Origin of the sequence: Pseudomonas sp. PONIH3, assembly GCF_002934345.1 — a bacterium.
Lineage (GTDB): Bacteria > Pseudomonadota > Gammaproteobacteria > Pseudomonadales > Pseudomonadaceae > Aquipseudomonas > Aquipseudomonas soli.
Window position 1 is genome coordinate 6,163,180 of sequence record NZ_CP026386.1, and the last position, 25,252, is coordinate 6,188,431.

Here is a 25,252-nt window from a genome sequence, read left to right on the forward strand (position 1 = left end):
CTGCGTCCCGAAACGTCCCCCTATCACCGGATGCGAGCGTGCCCCTGGGCCGTCGCTACCTTTTTCTTAGGTGTGTACAGGAGGCCCGTCATGGGTGTTGCTGTGGGATTTACAGTGCGTCCGCTATTGCCGGAGCAGGGACGTTTGCCATTGCTGGTGGAGGCCGGTGACCACGACACCAGCCTGCTGGACGTGTTCGATGAGCTCAAGGCGCTGGTGGACGAGCACCTGTTACGCGATGGCGGCATCCTGTTCCGCGGTTTCCGCCTGGAGGGCGCTGAACAGTTCCGTCAGTTCGCCGCCAGTTTCGGCCATCCGCTGCTCAACTACGAATTCGGCTCCACGCCGCGCACCAACGTCACCCAGGGGGTCTACACCTCCACCGAGTATCCGGCGCACCAGCACATTCCGTTGCACAACGAGCAGGCCTACTCCCGCGACTGGCCGATGAAGATCTGGTTCTACAGCATGATCGCGGCGAAGTCCGGTGGCCAGACGCCGATTGCCGACAGTCGCGAGGTTTACCGCAAGGTGCCGGCGCACATTCGCGAGCGCTTTGTCAGCAAGGGTCTGATGTACGTGCGTAACTTCGGCAATGGCCTGGATGTGTCCTGGGAAGATGTATTCAATACCGAGGATCCGCAGGAGGTCGAAGCCTATTGCAAGGCCCACGGCATCACCTGTGAATGGAAGGACGACGGTGAACTGCGCACCCGCCAGGTATGTCAGGCGGTGGCTGAGCACCCGGTCACCGGCGACAAGGTCTGGTTCAACCAGGCGCACCTGTTCCATATTTCCAACCTGCCGCCCGAGGTGCGGGAAAGCCTGCTGGATATCGTCGACGAGGAAGACCTGCCGCGTAACGTCTACTACGGTGACGGTTCGCCCATCGAGGATGAAGTGCTCGACGAGATCCGTGCGGTGCTCGAGGACTGCAAGATCAGCTTCCTCTGGCAGGAAGGCGACGTGATGATGCTCGACAACATGCTCGCCGCCCATGCCCGCGCGCCGTTCGATGGCCCGCGCAAGGTGATCGTGGCGATGGCCGAGGGGCACTCGCTGGACCAGGCCTGACCTGTCGACGCCGGGGCTGCCGCGCAGCCCCAGGCTTTTCAGGCTCGATACCCGCTAAATCATCCCCCCTTCCATTCGTTCTTGTTGATGCGCCCGGACCTTCCGGTCGCGCCGCCGATCAGCAAGGACCCCACACATGAATGCCGCAGACGCCCAGAAACTTTCCCGCCGTTTCATCGAGTTGCCCCTGGACAAGCGTCGCTTGTTCCTCGAAGGGATGCGACGCGAGGGTATCGATTTCGCGCAGTTGCCCATGTCGTCCTGTGTCGGCCTGAGCGAGCGCGACGGCCTGTCCTACGCCCAGCAGCGCATGTGGTTCCTCTGGCAGCTGGAACCCCATAGTGCCGCCTACAACCTGCCGATGGCCGTGCGCCTGGAAGGCGAGCTGCAGGTCCAGGCGCTGGAGCGGGCCTTCACCTTGCTGGTCGGCCGCCACGAATGCCTGCGCACCACCTTCGCCCAGAACGGCGAGTGCGCCGTGCAGCGGGTGGCCGAGCCAACGCCGGTAGGCATCCAGCTGTTCGACCTGGCTGATCTGCCCGAAGCCACGCGCTGGGAGCGCGCCCACCAGCAGATGGCGGCCCAGGCCACCCAGGCCTTCGACCTCGAGCGCGGCCCGCTGTTCGGCATCGCCCTGCTGCGCCTGGCGCCCCAGGAGCATGTGCTGCTGCTGACCCTGCATCACATCATCGCCGACGGCTGGTCGATGAACGTCCTGATCGACGAATTCATGCGCAGCTACGACGCCCTGGTGGCGGGGCGCGAGCCTGCGCTGGCGGAAATCAAGGTGCACTACCGCGACTACGCGCTGTGGCAGCGCAGCTGGCTGGAGGCCGGTGAGCGCGAGCGCCAGCTGGACTACTGGCGCGAGCAACTGGGCGACGAGCACCCGTTGCTGGAGCTGCCGACCGACCGGCCTTATCCGGCCCAGCCCAGCCACCTGGGCGAGCGCCTGGAACTGGTGCTCGACGCTGGCCTGCGCGAAGATCTCAAGCAACTGGCCCAGCAGTGCGGCGTGACCCTTTCCACCGTGCTGCTGGCGGTGTTCAAGACCCTGCTGCACCGCTACAGCGGGCAGGCCGACATCCGCGTCGGCGGCCTGATCGCCAACCGTAACCGCAGCGAAACCGAGGGGCTGGTCGGCTTCTTCGTCAACACCCAGGTGCTGCGCAGCCAGTTCAGCGCGCAGACGCCATTCAGCGACCTGCTGCGCAGCCTGCACCAGGCTTCGGTCGGCGCCCAGGCGCATCAGGACCTGCCGTTCGACGCGCTGATCGAGGCCTTGCAACCCCAGCGCAGCCAGAGCCACACGCCGCTGTTCCAGGTGATGTTCAACCACCAACCGCTGGTCACCGACCTCAAGGACGTGCGCCTGGACTGCGGCCTGCGCGTGGGCTACCTGAGCGCCGAGCAACTGGCCGGCAGCCGCCGCCAGCATGCGGCCACCAGCGACCTGATGCTCGATACCCGGGAGGAGGGCGAGCAGGTGTTCGCCGCCTTCACCTATGCAACCGATATCTTCGATGAAACCACCATCAGTGCCCTGGCCGGGCACTGGCGCAACCTGCTGCGCGCGGTGTGCAACGATCCGCGCCAGCGCCTGGGCGAGCTGCCGATGCTGGTCGAGGCCGAACGCCAGGCGTTGCTGTGCCCGGTGGCCGATGTGGCGCCGTGGGAGCCGGTGCAGCGCCTGTTCGAAACCCAGGCCGCGCGCAGCGGCGAGGCGCTGGCGCTGATCCTGGCCAATGGCGCCGAGGCGCCGTCGATGCGCTATGCCGAGCTCAACGCCCGGAGCAATCGCCTGGCCCATTACCTGCGTCGCCAGGGCGTTGGCCCCGACAGCCTGGTGGGCGTGGCCCTGGATCGTTCGCTGGACCTGCCCGTGGCCCTGCTGGCAGTGCTCAAGGCCGGTGGCGCTTATGTGCCGCTGGACCTCCAGGCACCGACCGAGCGCCTCGGCCATGTGCTCGAGGACAGCGGCCTGCAGTGGCTGTTGACCACTTCCGCGCAGTTGCCCGGCCTGCCGGCGCGGGAGGCAGTGCGCTGCCTGTGCCTGGACCAGCTGAAACTGGAAGACGAGCCGGTCGCTGACCTGCCGCTGACCGTCGTGCCCGACAACCTCGCCTATGTGATCTACACCTCCGGCTCTACCGGCCGGCCCAAGGGCGTGGCGATCAGCCACGGCGCCCTGAGCGAGTTCATTGCCCGCGCCATCGACTACAGCGACCTGCGCGAAGGCGACCGGGTGCTGCAGTTCGCCACCAGCAGCTTCGATGGTTTCGTCGAGCAGTTCTTCCCGCCGCTGTGCCATGGCGCCTGCGTGGTGCTGCGCGATACCCGCCTGTGGGACAGCGCCGCCCTGCACGAAGTGCTGATCGAGCACGGTGTGACCCTCGCCGACCTGCCGGCCGCCTACTGGTACTGGCTGGTGCAGGACTTCGCCGCGCGTCCGCCGGCCAGCTATGGCGCGCTGCGCCAGATCCACGTCGGCGGCGAGGCGATGGCGGTGGACGGGCTGCGCCTGTGGCAACTGGCAGGGCTCGGCCATGTGCGCCTGCTCAACACCTATGGCCCGACCGAGGCCACGGTGGTCTCGACCATTCACGACTGCACCGGGCTTGGCCATGAGGCAGTGTCCTGGCGTGGCATCCCCATTGGCCAGGGCCTGGCGCAGCGTCGCCTGTACATCCTCGACGATGACCTCGAACTGCTGCCCCAGGGCGCGGTGGGCGAGCTGTACATCGGCGGCCCGGGCCTGGCCCGTGGCTACCACGGCCAGCCATCACTGACTGCCCAGCGCTTCGTCGCCGATCCGTTCGCCCAGGGCGAGCGCCTGTACCGCACCGGCGACCGCGCGCGCCTGGGCGCCGATGGCGCCATCGAATACATCGGCCGCGTCGATCACCAGGTCAAGGTACGCGGTTTCCGCATCGAGCTTGGCGAGATCGAGGCGCGCCTGCAACAGTGCCCGGGGGTTCGCGAAGCGGTGGTGCTGGCCCTGCCGATGACCGGCGGCCTGCAACTGGTGGCCTACATCGTGCCTGACGCCGCCGAGCAGGACGCCGCCGAGCAGGCGCGCTTACGCCAGCAGGTGCGCAGCCTGCTCAAGGCCCGCCTGCCCGAGTACATGGTGCCCGGCCACCTGCTGCTGTTGCCGCGCCTGCCCCTCACGCCCAGCGGCAAGCTCGACCGCAAGGCCCTGCCAGCACCGGACCCGAGTGCGTTGCAGGCCGAGTACCGGGCGCCGCAGAGCGCGGTCGAGCAACAACTGGCGCAGATCTGGATGGACGTGCTGAACGTGCCGAAGGTCGGCCTGGACGATCACTTCTTCGAACTCGGCGGGCACTCGTTGCTGGCTGCCCAGGTGCTGGCGCGGATCAAGGACCAGCTGGGCCTGGTGCTGCCATTGCGCAGCCTGTTCGAACAACCGGCGCTGGGTGACCTGGCCGCCGAGCTGGCCCGGCTGCAGGGCGGCGATACGGATGACGACTGGTCGGATATGGACGCGTTCCTGGGTTCCTTGGAAGGGGTTGAGGCATGAGTGGCAACATGGCGGTACGCATTGCGAAACGGTTCGTCAGCCTGCCCCTGGAGCAGCGCCGGCAGTTCCTCGCCAAGCTGCGTGAGGACGGCAAGGACTTCAGCCTGTTGCCGGTGGTCGAGTCGCGGCACGACTTCGCCAGCATCCCCTTGTCCTTCGCCCAGCAGCGCCTGCTGTTCCTCTGGCAGCTGGAGCCGCACAGCGCGGCGTACAACATGGCGGCTGGCCTGCGCCTGAACGGTCGGCTCGACGTGGCGGCGCTGCAGCGCTCATTCGACTTCCTGGCCACGCGCCACGAGGCGCTGCGCACGGTGTTCCAGGTCGAGGGCGAACAGCCGCGCCAGGTGATCCTCGATCATCTGGCCGTGCCCCTGGAACAGGTCGACCTCACCGCCATCGCCACTGACCAGCGTGAGGCCGAGCTGGCCACGCGGGTGCGCGAGGCCAGTCACCAGCCGTTCGACCTGCTGCACGGCCCGCTGCTGCGCGCCACCCTGTACCGGCTGGCGGCCGAGGACTATGTGCTGCTGGTGTGCATGCACCACATCGTCTCCGACGGCTGGTCGATGGACGTGATGGTCAAGGAGTTCGTGCACAGCTACCAGGCGTTCACCCAGGGCCAGGCGCCGCAGTTGCCGGCGTTGGCGGTGCAGTACGCCGACTACGCCATCTGGCAGCGCAGCTGGCTGGAGGCCGGCGAGGGCGCGCGCCAGCTCGACTACTGGCGCGAGCAGTTGGGCGATGAGCAACCGCTGCTGGAGGTCGCCGCGGACTACCCGCGTCCACTGGCCCAGAGCTTCGACGGCCAGACCCTGGGCTTCGACTTCGGCGTCGAGCTGTCCCGACGCCTGGGCGGCTACGCCCGCGCCCAGGGCATGACCCTGTTCATGCTGGTGCTGACCGGCTTCTCGCTGTTCCTGTCGCGCCAGGCCGGGCAGCGCGATATCCGCATCGGCGTGCCCAACGCTAACCGCGGCCGTGCCGAGGTCGAGGGGCTGATCGGCTTCTTCGTCAACACCCAGGTGCTGCGCTGCCAGGTGGACGAACGCCTGAGCTTCGATGACCTGCTGGCCCAGGTGCGCGAAGCGGTGCTCGGCGCCCAGGCGCACCAGGAGCTGCCGTTCGAGCAACTGGTGGACGCGCTGGTGCCGGAGCGCAACCTCGGCCACAACCCGCTGTTCCAGGTCAAGTTCAACCAGAACGTCGGCATGCAGCGCCAGCGCTCGCTGGCCTTGCCGGGCCTGAGTGTCGCCGAGTACTCGCTGGACAAGGTCGGCACCCACTTCGACCTGGCGTTGGACATCACCGACGACGGTCAGCTGATCCATGGCGAAATGACCTTCGCCAGCGACCTTTACCAGCGTTCGACCGTAGAAGCCTTCATTCCGGCCTTCATCGAGCTGCTGGGCCAGCTGCTCGACGCTCCGCAGCTGCCGCTGCACCGCCTGGCCGCGCCGCTGCGCAGCGAGCAGGCGCCGCAGCGTGAAGTGCCGGCGCTGGTGCTGGAACAGTGGCAGCAGCAGGTGTACCGGCAGCCCGAGGCGCTTGCCGCTTGCAGCCTGGAGCACAGCCTGAGTTTCGCCGCTCTGGACCAGGCCGCCAACCGCCTGGCCCATCACCTGCAACAGCAGGGTGTGGTCAGCGGCCAACCGGTTGCGGTGCTGATGGAGCGTTCGCTGGACTGGCTGACCTGCATGCTCGGTATCCTCAAGGCTGGCGCCGTGTACATGCCGCTGGACACCAAGGCGCCTGAAGCGCGCCTGCGGCAGATGCTCGACGCCGCGCAAGCCAAGGTGCTGCTGTGCGCCGCCGACGATGCACGACTGACCAGCCTGGCCGCCGCCGATCGCCTGACCTTGGCGTATGTCCCCGAACAATGGCAGGACCTGCCGGCCAAGGCGCCGGCGCTCACGTTGTGGGCCGAATCGCCGGCCTACGTGATCCACACCTCCGGCTCCACCGGCCAGCCCAAGGGCGTGCTGGTCAGCCATGGCGCCCTGGCCAGCTACGTCGCCGGCCTGCTCGAACGCCTGGCGCTTGCGCCGGGGGCGAGCATGGCGCTGGTCTCGACCATCGCCGCCGACCTCGGCCACACCGTGCTGTTCGGTGCCCTGTGTGCCGGGCGCCTGCTGCATGTACTGCCCGAGGCGCTGGGCTTCGACCCGGACGCCTTCGCCCGCTACATGGCCGAACACCAGGTCGGCGTGCTGAAGATCGTCCCCGGCCACCTGGCGGCGTTGCTGCAAGCCGGCAACCCCGTCGATGTGCTGCCCCGGCATGCGCTGATCGTCGGTGGCGAGGCCTGCACGCCAGCCCTGGTGGAGCAGGTACGCCGGCTCAAGCCGGGCTGCCGCCTGATCAACCACTATGGCCCGAGCGAGACCACGGTCGGCGTGCTGACCCATGAAGTGGCCGCGCTCGCCGAGGGCGCCCGCGCCGTGCCGGTGGGCGAGCCCTTGCGGGGCGCCCATGTGCTGTTGCTCGACGATGTGCTCAATCCGGTGGCCGACCAGGTCGCCGGTGAGCTGTACATCGGTGGCGCCAGCGTGGCCCAGGGTTACCTGGGCCAACCGGGCCTGACCGCCGAACGCTTCCTGCCGGACCCGACGCGGTTGGGCCAGCGCCTGTACCGCAGCGGCGATCGGGTGCGGCGCAATCGTTCGGGCCAAGTGGAATTCATCGGCCGCGCCGACGACCAGGTCAAGGTGCGCGGTTATCGCGTCGAGCCGGCCGAGGTGGCGCGGGTGCTGCGGGGGCTGGACGGGGTCGCCGAAGCGGTGGTCCTGGCGCAGCCGGTGGAAGGCGACGAAAGCCGTCTGCAACTGGTCGGTTGGTGCGTGGGGCAGGGGCTGCAGGGTGAAGCCTTGCGCCAGCAACTGCAGGATCGGCTGCCGGACTACATGGTGCCGGCGCAGGTTCTGGTCCTTGACCGCCTGCCGCTGACCGCCAACGGCAAGCTGGACAAGCGCGCCTTGCCGGCGCCGGGTGTTGCCCGGCGTCAGTACACGGCGCCGGTCGGCGAGATCGAAGAGACCCTGGCCGCGATCTGGGCCGAGGTGCTCAAGCTCGACCAGGTCGGCAGCACCGACAACTTCTTCGAGCTGGGCGGCGACTCGATTCTCAGCCTGCAGATCATCGCCCGGGCCAAGCGCCAGGGCATCAAGCTCAGCCCCAAGCAACTGTTCGAGAAGCAGACCATCGGCCAGCTGGCGGCGGTGGCCAAGCGCATCGAGAAAAAGGCGGTGGCGGCCGAGCAGGTCAGTGGTTCCATGCCATTGCTGCCGATCCAGGCACGTTTCTTCGAAACCGCTATCCCCGAGCGTCAACACTGGAACCAGGCCCTGCTGCTCAAGCCGACCCAGGCCCTTGGCGCTGACCACCTGCAAGGCGCATTGCAGGCGCTGGTCGCTCAGCACGACGCCTTGCGCCTGCGCTTCGCCCAGGGCGAGGCCTGGCAGGCCGAATTCCAGCCTGCCAAGGCCGACGATATTCTGTGGGTTCGTCAACTGAGTGACCTGGCCGAGCTGCCGGTGTTGGCCGAGCAGGCCCAGCGCAGCCTCGACCTGGCCCAGGGGCCGCTGCTGCGGGCGTTGCTGGTAGAACTGCCTGAAGGCCAGCAGCGCTTGCTGCTGGTGATCCACCACCTGGTGGTCGACGGCGTGTCCTGGCGGGTACTGCTGGAAGACCTGCAACTGGCCTACACGGCCCTGGCCGCCGGCAAGGCGGTGACACTGGCAGCCAAGAGCAGCTCGCTCAAGGCCTGGGCCGAGCGCCTTGGCGCCTATGCCCGCAGCCCGGAGCTGCTGGCCGAGGCCGACCACTGGCTGCGCGATTTTGAAGCCGCTGGCGGCGAGTTGCCCCGCGATAACCCGACGGGCGCCCAGACCAATCGTTATGTCGCCCATGCCTCGTCACGCCTGGACGCCACGCTGACCCGCAAACTACTGCAAGTGGCGCCCGCCGCCTACCGCACCCAGGTCAACGACCTGCTGCTGGCGGCCCTGGCGCGGGTGCTGTGCGACTGGACCCGAGAGGATTCGGTACTGGTCCAGCTCGAAGGCCACGGCCGTGAAGACCTGTTCCCGGAACTGGACCTCAGCCGCACCCTCGGCTGGTTCAGCAGCCTGTTCCCGGTACGCCTGACGCCGGCCCAAGGGCTTGGCGCGGGGCTGTGCGCAATCAAGGAACAACTGCGAGCTGTGCCGAACAAAGGCATCGGCTATGGCGTGCTGCGCTATCTCGGCGAGCCTGACCTGCGCGAGCGCCTGCAGGCGCTGCCACGGCCACGGGTGACCTTCAACTACCTCGGCCAGTTCGACGGCAGCTTCGCCCAGGCCGAGGGCGCCTTGTTCACTCCGGCCAGCGAGGCCAGCGGCGCCACCCAGGACCTGGACAGCCCGCTGGGCAACTGGCTCGGCATCAACGGCCAGGTCTACCAGGGCGAGCTGGAGCTGGACTGGAGCTTCAGCCGCGAGGTGTTCCATCCAGGGACCATCGAGGCCCTGGCGCGCCGCTACGAGCAGGTGCTGGCCGAGCTGGTTGAGCATTGCGCCCAGGCGCCGCACCAGGGCGTCACGCCATCGGACTTCCCACTGGCCGAGCTGACCCAGGCGCAACTGGACAGCTTGCCGCTGGCTGCGGGGGACATCGAAGACCTCTATCCGCTGTCGCCGATGCAGCAGGGCATGCTGTTCCATAGCCTCTACGAGCAGGACGCGGGCAACTACATCAACCAACTGCGCGTGAACGTGCAGGGGCTGGATGTGGCACGCTTCCGCGCGGCCTGGCAGGCGGTGGTGGACAATCACGAAGTGCTGCGCAGCTGCTTCCCGCAGGACCTGCCGTTGCCTGTGCAGGTGGTGCGGCGCCAGGTGCAGGTGCCGTTCGTCGAACTCGGCCAGGCCCAGGACCTGGACGCCGTGGCCCAGGCCGAGCGCCAGGCCGGCTTCGACCTGGCCAGCGGCCCGCTGCTGCGCCTGACACTGATCCGCACGGCTGACGGCGGCCATCACCTGATCTACACCAGCCACCATATCCTGATGGACGGCTGGAGCAGCTCGCGCCTGCTCGGCGAGGTGCTGCAGCGTTACAGCGGCGTCGCCCCGAGCGCCAGGACCAGCCGCTACCGCGACTATATCCAGTGGCTGCAAGGCCAGGACCAGCAGGCCAGCGAAACCTTCTGGCGCGCCCAGGTGGCCGAGCTGGACGAGCCAACGCGACTGGTACAGGCGTTCAAGTCCTCGGCCCAGGGGCGAGGCCATGGCAGCCTGGCGCTGCGCTTCGAACCGCAACAGACCCAGCAATTGGCGGACTTCGCCCGGGAACAGCGGGTCACCCTCAACACCCTGGTCCAGGCCGCGTGGCTGTTGCTGTTGCAACGCTACACCGGCCAGGCCAGCGTGGCCTTCGGCGCCACCGTGGCCGGCCGTCCGGCGGAGCTCGCGGGCGTCGAGGAGCAGCTGGGGCTGTTCATCAACACCTTGCCGGTGGTCGCCAGCCCACGCCCGGAACAGACCGTGGGCGACTGGGTGCAGCAGGTGCAGGCGCTGAACCTGGCCCTGCGCGAGCACGAGCACACGCCGTTGTACGAGATCCAGCGCTGGGCCGGCTGGAGTGGCGAGGCGCTGTTCGACAACATTCTGGTATTCGAGAACTACCCGGTCGCCGAGGCGCTGCAACAGGGCGCGCCGCAAGGCCTGCAGTTCGGCGAGGTGCAGAACCAGGAACAGACGAACTACCCGCTGACCCTGGTGGTGCAGGTGGGCGAGCGCCTGGAGGCGAGCTTCAGTTTCGATCGCCAGTGCTTCAGCGAGCTGGCCATCGACCAGCTGGCGGGGCACTTCCGGCACCTGCTCGCGCAGTTGGCGGCTGATGGTCAGCGTGCCCTGGGTGCGCTCAGCCTGCCGGTGGAAGACCAGCAGGTGGTTGCCAGCTATCCAAGTACGGCTTGCACCCAGGAGCTGATCGAAGCGCAGGCGGCGCGCACGCCTGAAGCGATCGCCGTGACTTTCGCCGGGCAGGCGTTGAGCTATGACCAGCTCAACCGCCGTGCCAACCGCCTGGCGCACAAGCTGCGCGCGCAGGGCGTGGGGCCGGATGTGCTGGTGGGCATCGCGGTGGAGCGTGGTTTCGAGATGATCGTCGGTCTGCTGGCGATCCTCAAGGCCGGGGGCGCCTATGTGCCGCTGGATCCGGAGTACCCTCAGGATCGCCTGAGCTACATGATGGAGGACAGCGGCATTCAGTTGCTGCTGACTCAAGGCCATCTGCTGGCCGGGCTGCCGGTGCCGGCGCACGTGCGCAGCCTGTCTCTCGAAGATGATCTGACCGACTATAGCGACGAAAACCCCGAGCACCTGACCCAGCCAGACAACCTGGCCTATGTGATCTACACCTCGGGCTCGACCGGCAAGCCAAAAGGCACGCTGCTGCCGCACCACAACCTGCTGCGCCTGTTCAAGGCCACCGATGCCTGGTTCGGCTTCGGCCCGCAGGATGTGTGGACACTGTTCCACTCGTACGCCTTCGACTTCTCGGTGTGGGAGATTTTCGGTGCGTTGCTGCACGGTGGCCGTCTTGTCATCGTTCCGCGTGAAGTGACCCGTTCGCCGGAGGACTTCCACCAGTTGCTGGTGGAGCAGGGCGTGACCGTGCTGAACCAGACCCCATCGGCGTTCAAGCCGCTGATGCGCGTGGCCTGTGACAGTGCATCCGACCTTTCGCTGCGCTACGTGATCTTCGGCGGCGAAGCCCTGGATGTGGCCGCGTTGCAGCCGTGGTTCGAGCGTTTCGGCGAAGAGTGCGACAACCTGATCAACATGTACGGCATCACCGAGACCACGGTCCACGTGACCTACCGGCCGATCCGCTTCGCCGACACGCAACAGGCGGGCAGCCCGATCGGTGCGGCGATCCCGGACCTGTCGATGTACGTGCTGGACGCCGATTTCAATCCGGTGGCCAAGGGCTGCACGGGCGAGCTGCATGTCGGCCATGCCGGCTTGGCAAGGGGTTACCACAACCGTGCCTCGCTGACCGCCGAACGCTTCGTGCCGGACCCGTTCTCCAGCGAAGGCGGGCGCCTGTACCGCACCGGCGACCTGGCGCGTTACCGCGAACAGGGCGTGATCGAGTACGTGGGCCGGATCGACCACCAGGTGAAGATCCGTGGCTTCCGTATCGAACTGGGCGAGATCGAAGCGCGCCTGCAAGAACATGCGGCGGTGCGCGAAGTGCTGGTGCTGGATATCGACGGGGCAGGTGGCAAGCAACTGGCCGCCTACCTGATTGCTCAAGATTCATCAGCCGACCATGCAACCCTGCGTGACACGCTGAAACAGCACCTGAAAGCCGACCTGCCGGACTACATGGTGCCGACGCACTTCCTGGTCTTGGACCAGTGGCCACTGACCGCCAACGGCAAGCTGGACCGCAAGGCGTTGCCGAAGCCGGACGCCAGCCAGCTGCAACAGGGCTACGTGGCCCCGCGCACGGCGCTGGAGCAGCAACTGGCGGCGATCTGGGCGGAGGTGCTCAAGGTCGAGCAAGTGGGCCTGCACGACAACTTCTTCGAACTCGGCGGCCACTCGTTGCTGGCCACCCAGGTGACCTCGCGGATCCGCCAGCGCCTGAATGTGGAAGTCCCGCTGCGCAGCCTGTTCGAATCCGCCGACCTGCAAGCCTTCGCCCAGACCACCGGCCAAGGTGCGGCCAGCCAGGCACCGGCGTTCAGCGTCGTTGACCGCAACCAGCCGTTGGCCTTGTCCTACGCCCAGCAACGCCAGTGGTTCCTCTGGCAGCTGGAACCGGCCAGCGCTGCCTACAACATCCCTTCGGCCCTGCGCCTGCAAGGCGAGCTGGATATCGAGGCACTGCGCAGCAGCTTCGCCGCGCTGATCGCCCGTCACGAAACCCTGCGCACTACCTTCCGCCAGCAGGGCGACAGTGCCGAGCAGGTGGTGCATGCGCGGCTGGAAACGCCGCTGGACATTACCACGGCCGTTCTGGACGAAGCCGGCGTGCAGGCCTGGGTCGAGAAGCAGGTACGCCAGCCGTTCGACCTGGAACACGGCCCGCTGCTGCGCGCCGGCCTGCTGCGCCTGGCCGCCGACGAGCATGTGCTGGTACTGGTCCTGCACCATATCGTTGCCGACGGCTGGTCGATGCCGATCCTGGTCGACGAACTGGTGCGCGGCTATGAAAGCCATCTGCACGGTCAGGCCCCGCAACTGCCGGCGCTGGCCTTCCAGTACGCCGACTACGCGGCCTGGCAGCGCCAGTGGATGGAAGCCGGTGAGCAACAGCGTCAGCTCGACTACTGGCAGGCGCGCCTGGGCAGCACACAGCCGATCCTCGAGCTGGCCACCGATCGCCCGCGCCCTGTGGTGCAGCAGTATGAGGGCGCGCGCCTGCCGGTGGACCTCGAGCCAAGCCTGGTTGCCCAGCTCAAGACGCTCGCCGGGCAGCATGACGTGACCCTGTTCATGCTCCTGCTGGCCTCGTTCCAGGCCTTGCTGCATCGCCACAGCGGCCAGTCGGACATCCGTGTCGGCGTGCCGGTGGCCAACCGCACCCGGGCCGAGACCGAAGGCCTGATCGGCTTCTTCGTCAACACCCAGGTGCTGGATGCGCGCTTCGAACCGCAGATTCGTTTCGACGAGCTGCTGCAACAGGTCAAGCACACCGCCCTGGGCGCCCAGGCGCACCAGGAGCTGCCCTTCGAGCAACTGGTCGAAGCCCTGCAGCCCGAGCGCAGCCTGAGCCACAGCCCGCTGTTCCAGGTGATGTTCAACCACCAGACCCAGGTGCTGGGTGAATCCCGCGTACTTGCGGGCCTCAGCCTGCAGGGGCTGGTTTCGGACAAGCAGACCGCACAGTTCGACCTGACCCTGGACACCGCCGAACACGAAGGCGGCCTGAGCGCGACCCTGACCTACGCCACCAGCCTGTTCGAGCCGGCGACCGTGGCGCGCATGGCCGAGCACTGGCGCAACCTGTTGCAGGGCATCTGCCAGGACGCCGGGCTGCGCGTCGCCGAACTGCCGCTGCTGAGCCGCGAGGAGCGCGAGCGCACCCTGTACGCCTGGAACGACAGCGCCGCCGACTACCCGCGCGGGCAGACCGTCCAGCAGCTGATCGAGGCACAGGCTGCCCGCGCGCCGCAGGCCGTCGCCGCGGTGCTGGGCGAGGAGTCGCTGAGCTACGCGCAACTGAACCAGCGCGCCAACGCCTTGGCCCACCACCTGCGCAGCCTGGGCGTCGGCCCCGATGTGCTGGTGGGGATCGCGGTGGAGCGCAGCCTGGACATGCTCGTCGGCCTGCTGGCGGTGCTCAAGGCCGGCGGCGCCTACGTGCCGCTGGATCCGCAGTTCCCCGAGGATCGCCTGGCCTACATGATGGAAGACAGCGGCATCGCGCTGCTGCTGACCCAGTCCAGCCTGGTGCAACGCCTGCCGATCCCGCCGCAGGTGCGCAGCCTGTGCCTCGACCAGGCGCTGCCGGGCGAATACGGCGAGGACAATCCGCGCCCGCTGGCACAGCCGGAAAACCTTGCCTATGTGATCTACACCTCCGGTTCCACCGGCAAGCCCAAGGGCGTGACCATCCGCCACGATGCGCTGGTCAACTTCCTCTGCAGCATGGCGCGCCAGCCGGGTATCGATGCTCATGACAAGGTGCTGTCGCTGACCTCGCTGTCGTTCGATATCGCCGGCCTCGAGCTGTACCTGCCGTTGCTGCGCGGTGCCTGCGTGGTGCTGCTGGGCGAGCAGGTGAACAAGGATCCGCAGGCGTTGCTGGCGGTGATCCAGGCCCAGGCGGTCAGCGTCGTCCAGGCCACCCCGTCGACCTGGCGCATGCTGCTGGACGCCGCGGCGCCCGGAGCCTTCGCCGGCAAGAAGGTACTGTGCGGCGGCGAGGCGCTGAGCGCCGAGCTGGCCCAACGCCTGATCGCCCAGGCCGGGCATGTGTGGAACGTCTACGGCCCGACCGAGACCACCATCTGGTCGGCCTGCCATTACCTGACCGACAGCGACGACGTGTGGCTGGGGCGGCCATTGGCCAACACCCGCCTGCACGTGGTCAGCGACGAGCTCGACGTGCTGCCGCAAGGCGCGCGTGGCGAGTTGCTGATCGGCGGCGACGGCCTGGCGCGGGGCTACCACAACCGCCCGGGCCTGACCGCCGAGCGTTTCGTGCCGGACCCGTTCGCCAGCGAGCCGGGCGCGCGCCTGTATCGCACCGGCGACCTGACCCGCTACCGTGAGGACGGGGTGGTCGAGTACGTCGGGCGCCTGGACCACCAGGTGAAGATCCGTGGCTTCCGTATCGAGCTGGGCGAGATCGAGGAGCGCCTGCTGTTGCATCCGGCGATCCGCGAGGCCGCGGTGATCGATATCGATGGCCCGGTCGGCAAGCAATTGGCGGCCTACCTGGTGCTGCACGATGCGCAGCAAAGCGTGGAAGCGCTGCGCGGCGAGCTGCGTGCACACCTTAAGGCCGGCCTGCCGGACTACATGGTGCCGAGCCATCTGGTCGGCCTGGCGCGCATGCCGCAGACCCCCAACGGCAAGCTCGACCGCAAGGCCCTGCCGCTGCCGGATGCCAGCCAGCTGCAGGCAACCCACGTGGCACCGGTCACGGAGCTGGAGCGCAAGCTGGCGGCGATCTGGGCCGAGGTGCTGCAGGTCGAGCGGGTGGGCCTGCAGGACAACTTCTTCGACCTCGGCGGGCACTCGCTGCTGATCGTCCAGGTGATCGGCCGGGTGCGCGAGCAACTGGGCGTCGACCTGAGTCTCAACGAGCTGTTCGAGCAGGCCACGCTGGCCGACTTCAGCCAGGTGGTGGAGCGCAAGTCGGGGCAGGTCGCCAACGCCCATGACGAGCTGACTAAATCCTTGGAGGCCTTGAAACGTCTTACTGCACAGGAAATAGATAATCTGATCGCTTAGCGGGAGACATTCAAAGTGCAAGAGCTGCTCGACTCCGTAAAGTCGCTGTCCACCAGGGAGCGCAAGGCATTGGCAGCCTTGCTCAAGCGCCAGGGTGTCAACCTCTACGGGGTCACCCCGATCTTCAGAAGGGACTCGGCGGACGGGGCAGCGCTTTCCTATGCACAGCAGCGCCAGTGGTTCCTCTGGCAGCTCGACCCGCACAGCGCCGCCTACAACATCCCGGCGGCGCTGCGGCTCAAGGGCGCGCTGGATGTCGAGGCGTTGCAGCGCAGCTTCGACAGCCTGGTGGCGCGCCACGAAACCCTGCGCACCACCTTCCGCCAGGAAGGTGACGGGGCGGTGCAGATCGTCCATCCGCCAATGCCCGTGGCGCTGGCGGTGGAGCCCTTCGTGCCTGCGGATTCGACGGATCTGCAGGCAGCCATCCGCGCGCGGGTAGAGGCCGAGGTGCAGCAGCCGTTCGACCTGGAGCATGGTCCGTTGCTGCGGGTCAGGCTGCTGGTGCTGGGGCCTGAAGAGCATGTGCTGATCCTGACCGTGCACCATATCGTTTCCGATGGCTGGTCCACGCCGATCCTGGTGGACGAGCTGATCCGCCTGTACGAGGGCTTGCGCCTGGGCTCGCCGGTGACCCTGGTCGAGCTGCCGATCCAGTACGCCGACTACGCCCTGTGGCAGCGCGACTGGATGGAGGCGGGCGAGCAGGAGCGCCAGCTCGGTTACTGGCGCGAGCAACTGGCGGGCGAGCAGCCGTTGCTGGAGCTGCCTGTCGACCGCCCGCGGCCGTCGGTGCAGAGCTTCCAGGGCGCACGTCTGGGCATCGATATCGATGCCTCCCTGGCGCAGGGACTCAAGGCCCTGGCGCGCCAGCAGGGGGTGACCCTGTTCATGCTGTTGCTGGCCTCCTTCCAGACCCTGCTGCACCGCTACAGCGGGCAGGTCGATATCCGTGTCGGCGTGCCGGTGGCCAACCGTACCCGTGCCGAAACCCAAGGGCTGATCGGCTTCTTCGTCAACACCCAGGTGCTCAAGGCCGAGTTCGCGCCGCAGACCACCTTCGCCGCGTTGCTGCAGCAGGTGCGTGAAACCTCGCTGCAGGCCCAGGCGCACCAGGACCTGCCGTTCGAGCAACTGGTCGAGGCGCTGCAGCCCGAGCGCAGCATGAGCCACAACCCGTTGTTCCAGGTGCTGTTCAACCACCAGGCCGAAAGCCCGGGCATGGTCCGTGAGCTGGGCGGGTTGCAGGTTGAGGGCTTGAGCTGGGAAGGGCAGACCACCCAGTTCGACCTGATCCTCAACACGGCCGAGCACGAGGGTGGGCTGATTGCGGCGTTCACCTATGCCACCTCGCTGTTCGATGTGGCCACGGTCGAGCGCATCGGCCGGCATTGGCGCAACCTGTTGCAGGGCATCTGTGCGGATCACACCCAGCGCGTGGCGCAGTTGCCGTTGCTCGATGCGGCAGAGCTGGGGGCGTGGAAGGCTGATGTGCAGCGCTACCCGAGCACCGAGTGCGCTCACGCGCTGATCGAGCAGCAGGCGGCGCGCACGCCTGAAGCAATCGCCGTGACCTTCGCCGGGCAGGCGCTGAGTTACGACCAGCTAAACCGCCGTGCCAACCGTCTGGCGCACAAGCTGCGCGCGCAGGGCGTGGGGCCGGATGTGCTGGTGGGCATCGCGGTGGAGCGCGGGTTCGAGATGATCGTCGGCCTGCTGGCGATCCTCAAGGCCGGCGGCGCCTATGTGCCGCTGGATCCGGAGTATCCGCAGGATCGCCTGAGCTACATGATGGAAGACAGCGGCATTCAGTTGCTGATGACTCAAGGCCATCTGCTGGCCGGGCTGCCGGTGCCGGCGCACGTGCGCAGCCTGTCTCTCGAAGATGATCTGACCGACTATAGCGACGAAAACCCCGAGCACCTGACCCAGCCAGACAACCTGGCCTATGTGATCTACACCTCGGGCTCGACCGGCAAGCCAAAAGGCACGCTGCTGCCGCACCACAACCTGCTGCGCCTGTTCAAGGCCACCGAGGCCTGGTTCGGCTTCGGTGCGCAGGACGTGTGGACACTGTTCCACTCGTACGCCTTCGACTTCTCGGTATGGGAGATCTTCGGCGCGCTGCTGCACGGTGGCCGTCTTGTCATCGTGCCGCGTGAAGTGACCCGCTCGCCGGAAGACTTCCACCAGTTGCTGGTGGAGCAGGGCGTGACGGTGCTGAACCAGACCCCGTCGGCGTTCAAGCCACTGATGCGCGTGGCTTGTGACAGTGCGTCCGACCTTTCGCTGCGCTACGTGATCTTCGGCGGCGAAGCTTTGGACGTGGCCGCGCTGCAGCCGTGGTTCGAGCGTTTCGGTGAAGACTGCGAAAACCTGATCAACATGTACGGCATCACCGAAACCACGGTGCACGTGACCTATCGGCCGATCCGCTTCGCCGATACGCAACAGTCGGGCAGCCCGATCGGTGCGGCGATCCCGGACTTGTCGATGTACGTGCTGGACGCCGACTTCAACCCGGTGGCCAAGGGCTGCACGGGTGAACTGCATGTCGGCCATGCCGGCCTGGCGCGGGGTTACCACAATCGTGCCTCGCTGACTGCCGAACGTTTCGTGCCGGACCCGTTCTCCAGCGAAGGCGGGCGCCTGTACCGCACTGGCGACCTGGCGCGCTACCGCGAGCAGGGCGTGATCGAGTACGTGGGGCGGATCGACCACCAGGTGAAGATCCGCGGTTTCCGAATCGAACTGGGCGAGATCGAGGCACGCCTGCAAGAGCACGTCGCCGTGCGTGAAGTGCTGGTGCTGGATATCGACGGGGCAGGGGGCAAGCAACTGGCCGCCTACCTGATTGCCCAGGACGCGAATGCAGATCACGCAACCCTGCGCGATACGCTGAAGCAGCACCTCAAAGCCAACCTGCCGGACTACATGGTGCCGACGCACTTCCTGGTCTTGGAACAGTGGCCATTGACCGCCAACGGCAAGCTGGACCGCAAGGCCCTGCCCAAGCCGGACGCCAGCCAGCTGCAACAGGGCTACGTGGCCCCGCGCACGGCGCTGGAGCAGCAACTGGCGGCGATCTGGAGCGAGGTGCTCAAGGTCGAGCAAGTCGGCTTACACGACAACTTCTTCGAACTCGGCGGCCACTCGCTGCTGGCCACCCAAGTGACCTCGCGAATCCGCCAACGCTTGGACCTGGAAGTGCCGCTGCGCAGCCTGTTCGAGTCCGCCGACCTGCAAGCCTTCGCCCAGGCCGCCGGCCAAGGTGCGGCCAGCCAGGCGCCGGCGTTCAGTGTCGTGGACCGCAACCAGCCGCTGGCCTTGTCCTACGCCCAGCAGCGCCAATGGTTCCTCTGGCAGCTGGAGCCGGCCAGTGCCGCCTACAACATCCCTTCGGCCCTGCGCCTGAAGGGCGAGCTGGATATAGATGCGCTGCGCAGCAGCTTCGCCGCGCTGATCGCCCGCCACGAAACCCTGCGTACTACCTTCCATCAGGAAGGTGAACAGGCCTGGCAACGCATCCACGGCGCAGGTGACTTCGACCTGCCGGTCGAGACGGTGGCGAGCGAGGCACTGCAGGCGCGAGTTGCGCAGGAGACCGCGCAGCCGTTCGATCTGGAGCACGGCCCGTTGCTGCGCGCCCGCCTGCTGCGCCTGGCTGCCGACGAGCATGTGCTGGTACTGACCCTGCACCATATCGTCGCCGATGGTTGGTCGATGCCGATCATGGTCGATGAAGTGGTGCGTCTGTATGCCGGGTACCGTCAGGGCGCCGAGGCGCAACTGCCGGCCCTGGCGTTCCAGTACGCCGATTATGCCGCCTGGCAGCGCCAGTGGATGGCGGCGGGCGAGCAGGCGCGCCAGCTCGACTACTGGCGCCAGCAACTGGGCGACGAGCAACCGGTGCTGGAGTTGCCTGCCGACCGCCCACGCCCGTTGCAGCTGAGTCATGCCGGGGCACGCCTGGATATCCGCCTGGAGCCGGAACTCGCCGAGGCGCTGAAAGCCACCGCACGGCAACAGGGCGTGACCCTGTTCATGCTGTTGCTGGCCTCGTTCCAGGTACTGTTGCACCGCCTCAGTGGTCAATCGCAGGTGCGCGTCGGCGTCCCGGTCGCCAACCGCAACCGGGTCGAGACCGAGGGCCTGATCGGCTTCTTCGTCAACACCCAGGTGCTCAAGGCTGAGTTCGCGCCGCAAACCACCTTCGCCGGGTTGCTGCAACAGGTCCGGCACACCGCCGTGCAGGCCCAGGCGCACCAGGACCTGCCGTTCGAGCAACTGGTCGAGGCGCTGCAGCCCGAGCGCAGCCTGAGCCACAGCCCACTGTTCCAGGTGCTGTTCAACCACAAGGCGGAAAACCCCGGCATGGCCCAGGAACTGGCCGGGCTGCGGATCGAGGGGCTGGGTTGGGAAGACCGCAGCACCCAGTTCGACCTGGTCCTGAACACGGTCGAGCACGACGCGGGGTTGAGCGCCATCCTGACCTACGCCACTGCATTGTTCGATCCGGCCACTGCCGAGCGTCTGGGTGGGTACTGGCGCAATCTGTTGCAGGGCATCTGCCAGGACAGCGCCCAACGCGTGGCGCAGTTGCCGTTGCTCGATGCGCTCGAGTTGGATGAGTGGCAAGCGCATGTACAACGTTACCCAAGCTCCGAGTGCGCTCACGCGCTGATCGAGCAGCAGGCGGTGCGCACGCCTGAAGCGATCGCCGTGACCTTCGCCGGGCAGGCGTTGAGCTATGACCAGCTTAACCGCCGTGCCAACCGCCTGGCGCACAAGCTGCGCGCGCAGGGCGTGGGGCCGGATGTGCTGGTGGGCATCGCGGTGGAGCGTGGTTTCGAGATGATCGTCGGTCTGCTGGCGATCCTCAAGGCCGGGGGCGCCTATGTGCCGCTGGATCCGGAGTACCCTCAGGATCGCCTGAGCTACATGATGGAGGACAGCGGCATTCAGTTGCTGCTGACTCAAGGCCATCTGCTGGCCGGGCTGCCGGTGCCGGCGCACGTGCGCAGCCTGTCTCTCGAAGATGATCTGACCGACTATAGCGACGAAAACCCCGAGCACCTGACCCAGCCAGACAACCTGGCCTATGTGATCTACACCTCGGGCTCGACCGGCAAGCCAAAAGGCACGCTGCTGCCGCACCACAACCTGCTGCGCCTGTTCAAGGCCACCGATGCCTGGTTCGGCTTCGGCCCGCAGGATGTGTGGACACTGTTCCACTCGTACGCCTTCGACTTCTCGGTGTGGGAGATTTTCGGTGCGTTGCTGCACGGTGGCCGTCTTGTCATCGTTCCGCGTGAAGTGACCCGTTCGCCGGAGGACTTCCACCAGTTGCTGGTGGAGCAGGGCGTGACCGTGCTGAACCAGACCCCATCGGCGTTCAAGCCGCTGATGCGCGTGGCCTGTGACAGTGCATCCGACCTTTCGCTGCGCTACGTGATCTTCGGCGGCGAAGCCCTGGATGTGGCCGCGTTGCAGCCGTGGTTCGAGCGTTTCGGCGAAGAGTGCGACAACCTGATCAACATGTACGGCATCACCGAGACCACGGTCCACGTGACCTACCGGCCGATCCGCTTCGCCGACACGCAACAGGCGGGCAGCCCGATCGGTGCGGCGATCCCGGACCTGTCGATGTACGTGCTGGACGCCGATTTCAATCCGGTGGCCAAGGGCTGCACGGGCGAGCTGCATGTCGGCCATGCCGGCTTGGCAAGGGGTTACCACAACCGTGCCTCGCTGACCGCCGAACGCTTCGTGCCGGACCCGTTCTCCAGCGAAGGCGGGCGCCTGTACCGCACCGGCGACCTGGCGCGTTACCGCGAACAGGGCGTGATCGAGTACGTGGGCCGGATCGACCACCAGGTGAAGATCCGTGGCTTCCGTATCGAACTGGGCGAGATCGAAGCGCGCCTGCAAGAACATGCGGCGGTGCGCGAAGTGCTGGTGCTGGATATCGACGGGGCAGGGGGCAAGCAACTGGCGGCCTACCTGATCGCTCAAGATCCAGCTGCCGATCACGCAACCCTGCGCGACACGCTGAAACAGCACCTCAAAGCCGACCTGCCGGACTACATGGTGCCGACGCACTTGCTGGTCTTGGACCAGTGGCCACTGACCGCCAACGGCAAGCTGGACCGCAAGGCGTTGCCGAAGCCGGACGCCAGCCAGCTGCAACAGGGCTACGTGGCCCCGAGCACGGCGCTGGAGCAGCAACTGGCGGCGATCTGGTCCGAGGTGCTGAAGGTCGAGCAGGTCGGCCTGTACGATAACTTCTTCGAGCTCGGCGGCCACTCGTTGCTGGCTACCCAAGTGACCTCGCGCATCCGCCAGCGCCTGGATCTGGAAGTCCCGCTGCGCAGCCTGTTCGAATCCGCCGACCTGCAGGCCTTCGCCCAGGCCGCAGGCGAGGGTGCGGCCAGCCAGGCCCCCGCCATTACCGTGGCGGACCGCAACCAGCCGCTGGTGCTGTCCTACGCCCAGCAACGCCAGTGGTTCCTCTGGCAACTGGAGCCGGATAGCGCCGCCTACCACATCCCTGCAGCCCTGCAACTGAAGGGGCGACTGAACCCCGAGGCGTTGCGTCAGGCCTTCGAGAGCCTGATCGCTCGCCATGAGAGCCTGCGCACCACCTTCGATCAGCAAGGTGGCGAGGCGCAGCAGCGTATCCACGCGCCCGCGACGTTCACCCTGGTCATGGAATCGCTGCAGGACACCTCCACCGAGGCAGTCCGCGAGCGCGTGGCTCGGGAGATCCAGCGCCCGTTCGACCTGACCCAGGGGCCGCTGTTGCGAGTACGCCTGCTGCGCCTGGCCGAGGACGATCACGTGCTGGTGCTGACCCTGCATCATATCGTCGCCGATGGCTGGTCGATGCCGATCATGGTCGATGAAGTGGTCGACGCCTACCTGGCCTTGAGCCAGGGCCGGCAACCCGAACAGCCGGCCTTGCCAGTGCAGTACGCGGACTATGCCGTCTGGCAGCGCCAGTGGATGGAGGCCGGCGAGCAGGCCCGCCAGCTGGACTACTGGCTGGCACAGCTGGGCGGCGAGCACTATGTGTTGCAACTGCCCACCGATCATCCACGGCCCACTGTGCAAAGCCACGCCGGTCGCAGCCTCGCCATCGAGGTACCGGCGCCGCTGGTCCAGGCTTTGAAGGCGCAGGCGCGCCAGCAAGGGGTGACGCTGTTCATGCTGCTGCTGGCTTCGTTCCAGAGCTTGCTGCACCGCCAGACCGGGCAGGCCGACATCCGTGTCGGCGTGCCGATCGCCAACCGCACCCGGGCCGAGACCGAAGGCTTGATCGGCTTCTTCGTCAACACCCAGGTGCTCAAGGCGCAGTTCGAGCTGCACACGACCTTCAGCGCGTTGCTGCAACAGGTCAAGCACGCCGCCTTGCAGGCCCAGGCGCACCAGGACCTGCCGTTCGAGCAACTGGTCGAAGCGCTGCAGCCGGAGCGCAGCCTGAGCCACAACCCGCTGTTCCAGGTGATGTTCAACCACCAGGCCCAACGCTCGGACCAGGGGCGCGAACTGCCTGGGCTGAGCATCGAAGGCCTGAGCTGGGGCAACCCCACGGCGCACCTCGACCTGGCCCTGGATACTTTCGAAAGCGAAGACGGCCTCGGCGCGACCCTGACCTACGTCAGCGACCTGTTCGAGCATGCCACCATCGAGCGCATGGCCGCGCACTGGCTCAACCTGTTGCAGGCAGTCAGCACCCAGCCTGCCCAGCGGATCGTCGAGTTGCCGCTGCTCGATGAGGCGCAGCGCCAGGTCATCCTCGGGCAGTGGAGCCGGCACGAGGGGATCTACCCTGACCTGCGCACCGTGCAGCAGCTGATCGCCGACCAGGCCGCGCGTACCCCGCACGCCACGGCGCTGATCTGCGAAGGGCAGCAGCTCACCTACCAGGCCCTGGACCTGCGCGCCAACCAGCTGGCCCATCGCCTGCGCGAGGCGGGCATCGGCCCGGACGTGCGCGTGGGCATCGCCCTGCCGCGCAGTCTGGACATGGTGGTCGGCCTGCTGGGCGTGCTCAAGGCCGGCGGCGCCTATGTGCCGCTGGACCCCGACTACCCGCACGAGCGCCTGGCCTACATGATGGAGGACAGCGGCATCGCCCTGTTGCTCGGCCACAGCGCCCAACTGCAAGACCTGGCCATGGCACCGCAGGTGCGCAGCCTGTGCCTGGACAGCGAGTCGCTCGATGCCTGGCCGAGCCATGCGCTGCCGGCGCTGGGCGACCCCGACAACCTGGCGTACATCATGTACACCTCCGGTTCCACCGGGCGCCCCAAGGGCGTCGGCATCAGCGCTGCGGCCCTGAGCCGCCATGCCCATGTCGCCCAGGGTTTCTGCGGCCTGTCGGCGGCCGACCGGGTGCTGCAGTTCTCCACCTTCAACTTCGACGCCTTCGTCGAGCAGCTCTACCCGGCGCTGATCTGCGGCGCCAGCGTGGTGCTGCGCGGCCCGACGCTGTGGGACAGCGAGACCTTCTACCGTGAAGTGGTGACCCAGGGCATCACCTTCGCCGACCTGCCAACCGCCTACTGGTACCTGTTGGCCAAGGACTTCGCGGCCAAAGGCCCGCGCGACTATGGTTCGCTGCGGCGCATCCACATGGGCGGCGAGGCCATGGCCGCCGATGGCGTGCTGGCCTGGCAACAGGCCGGGCTCGGCCATGTGCGCCTGCTCAATACCTACGGGCCGACCGAGGCCACCGTCAGCGTCATGAGCCACGACTGCAGCGCCTATGTCACCGGCGAGCAACCCCTGCCGGTGCAGATCCCGATCGGCAAGGCCCTGGGCGGTCGCTCGATCCACCTGGTGGACGCCGATGCCGACCTGGCCCTGCCGGGCGCCATCGGTGAACTGCTGGTCGGTGGCGAGCTGCTCGCCCGCGGCTATCACAATCGTCCGGGGCTGACCGCCGAACGCTTCATCCCCGACCCGTTCGCGACGACGCCGGGCGGGCGCCTGTACCGCACCGGCGACCTGGCGCGCTATCGCGAGCACGGCGTGGTCGAGTACGCCGGGCGTATCGACCATCAGGTGAAGATCCGCGGCTTCCGTATCGAGCTGGGCGAGATCGAGGCGCGCCTGCGCGAGCACCCGGCGGTGCGCGAAGTGCTGGTGGTCGATATCGATGGCCCGGGCGGCAAGCAACTGGCGGCCTACCTGGTGCCCAACGCCATGCCCGAGGCCGAGGACGGCCTGCGCGCCGAGCTGAAGGCGCACTTGGGCGCCAGCCTGCCGGACTACATGGTGCCGATGTACCTGGTGCTGCTCGAACGCATGCCGCTGCTGCCCAACGGCAAGCTCGACCGCAAGGCGCTGCCGGCCCCCGATACTCGCCAGTCGCAGCCGGCCTACGTGGCCCCGGTCAGTGAACTGGAGCAGCAGTTGGCGGCGCTCTGGGCCGAGGTGCTGCAGGTCGAGCGTGTGGGCCTGGGCGATGACTTCTTCGAGCTGGGCGGGCACTCGCTGCTGGCGGCCCAGCTGATTTCCAAGATCAACTCGGGCCTGGGCATCGACATCCCCCTGCGCCTGCTATTCGAGAAACCGCAATTGAATGATTTTGCCCAGGCTTGTGCCAGCACCGGCTTGTCGTTGAGCGAGGACGGCTTGTCCGATATCGAAAGAATGATGAATGAAATGGCGGGCGTCTGAG

The 25,252-nt window shown here is 67.2% G+C and carries 4 protein-coding genes; all 4 read left to right on the plus strand.

All coding sequences use genetic code 11. From position 1 onward, the window contains the following. Positions 1 to 90: 90 nt before the first annotated feature. The gene (locus C3F42_RS28585; protein ID WP_104445215.1) at positions 91 to 1,074 is read left to right on the plus strand and encodes a TauD/TfdA family dioxygenase; all 984 of its coding nucleotides are present in this window, start codon (positions 91 to 93) and stop codon (positions 1,072 to 1,074) included. 136 nt (positions 1,075 to 1,210) lie between these two features. Beyond that, entirely contained in the window at positions 1,211 to 4,615 is a 3,405-nt protein-coding gene (locus tag C3F42_RS28590) for a non-ribosomal peptide synthetase (protein ID WP_104445216.1), read from the plus strand. Then, positions 4,612 to 15,564 carry a non-ribosomal peptide synthetase gene (locus tag C3F42_RS28595; RefSeq protein ID WP_104445217.1) on the plus strand — a complete coding sequence of 3,651 codons (10,953 nt, stop codon included), beginning with the start codon at positions 4,612 to 4,614 and terminating at the stop codon, positions 15,562 to 15,564. Before C3F42_RS28590 ends, C3F42_RS28595 begins: the two co-directional genes overlap by 4 nt. A gap of 15 nt (positions 15,565 to 15,579) precedes the next feature. Beyond that, a complete protein-coding gene (locus C3F42_RS28600) occupies positions 15,580 to 25,251 on the plus strand; it encodes a non-ribosomal peptide synthetase (protein ID WP_104445218.1) in 9,672 nt (3,223 codons plus the stop codon). The last annotated feature ends 1 nt before the right edge of the window (position 25,252 follow it).

Coding starts and splice junctions, on each gene's coding strand:
- C3F42_RS28585 (WP_104445215.1), top strand. CDS start 91: ATGGGTGTTGCTGTGGGATTTACAGTGCGTCCGCTATTGCCGGAGCAG.
- C3F42_RS28590 (WP_104445216.1), top strand. CDS start 1,211: ATGAATGCCGCAGACGCCCAGAAACTTTCCCGCCGTTTCATCGAGTTG.
- C3F42_RS28595 (WP_104445217.1), top strand. CDS start 4,612: ATGAGTGGCAACATGGCGGTACGCATTGCGAAACGGTTCGTCAGCCTG.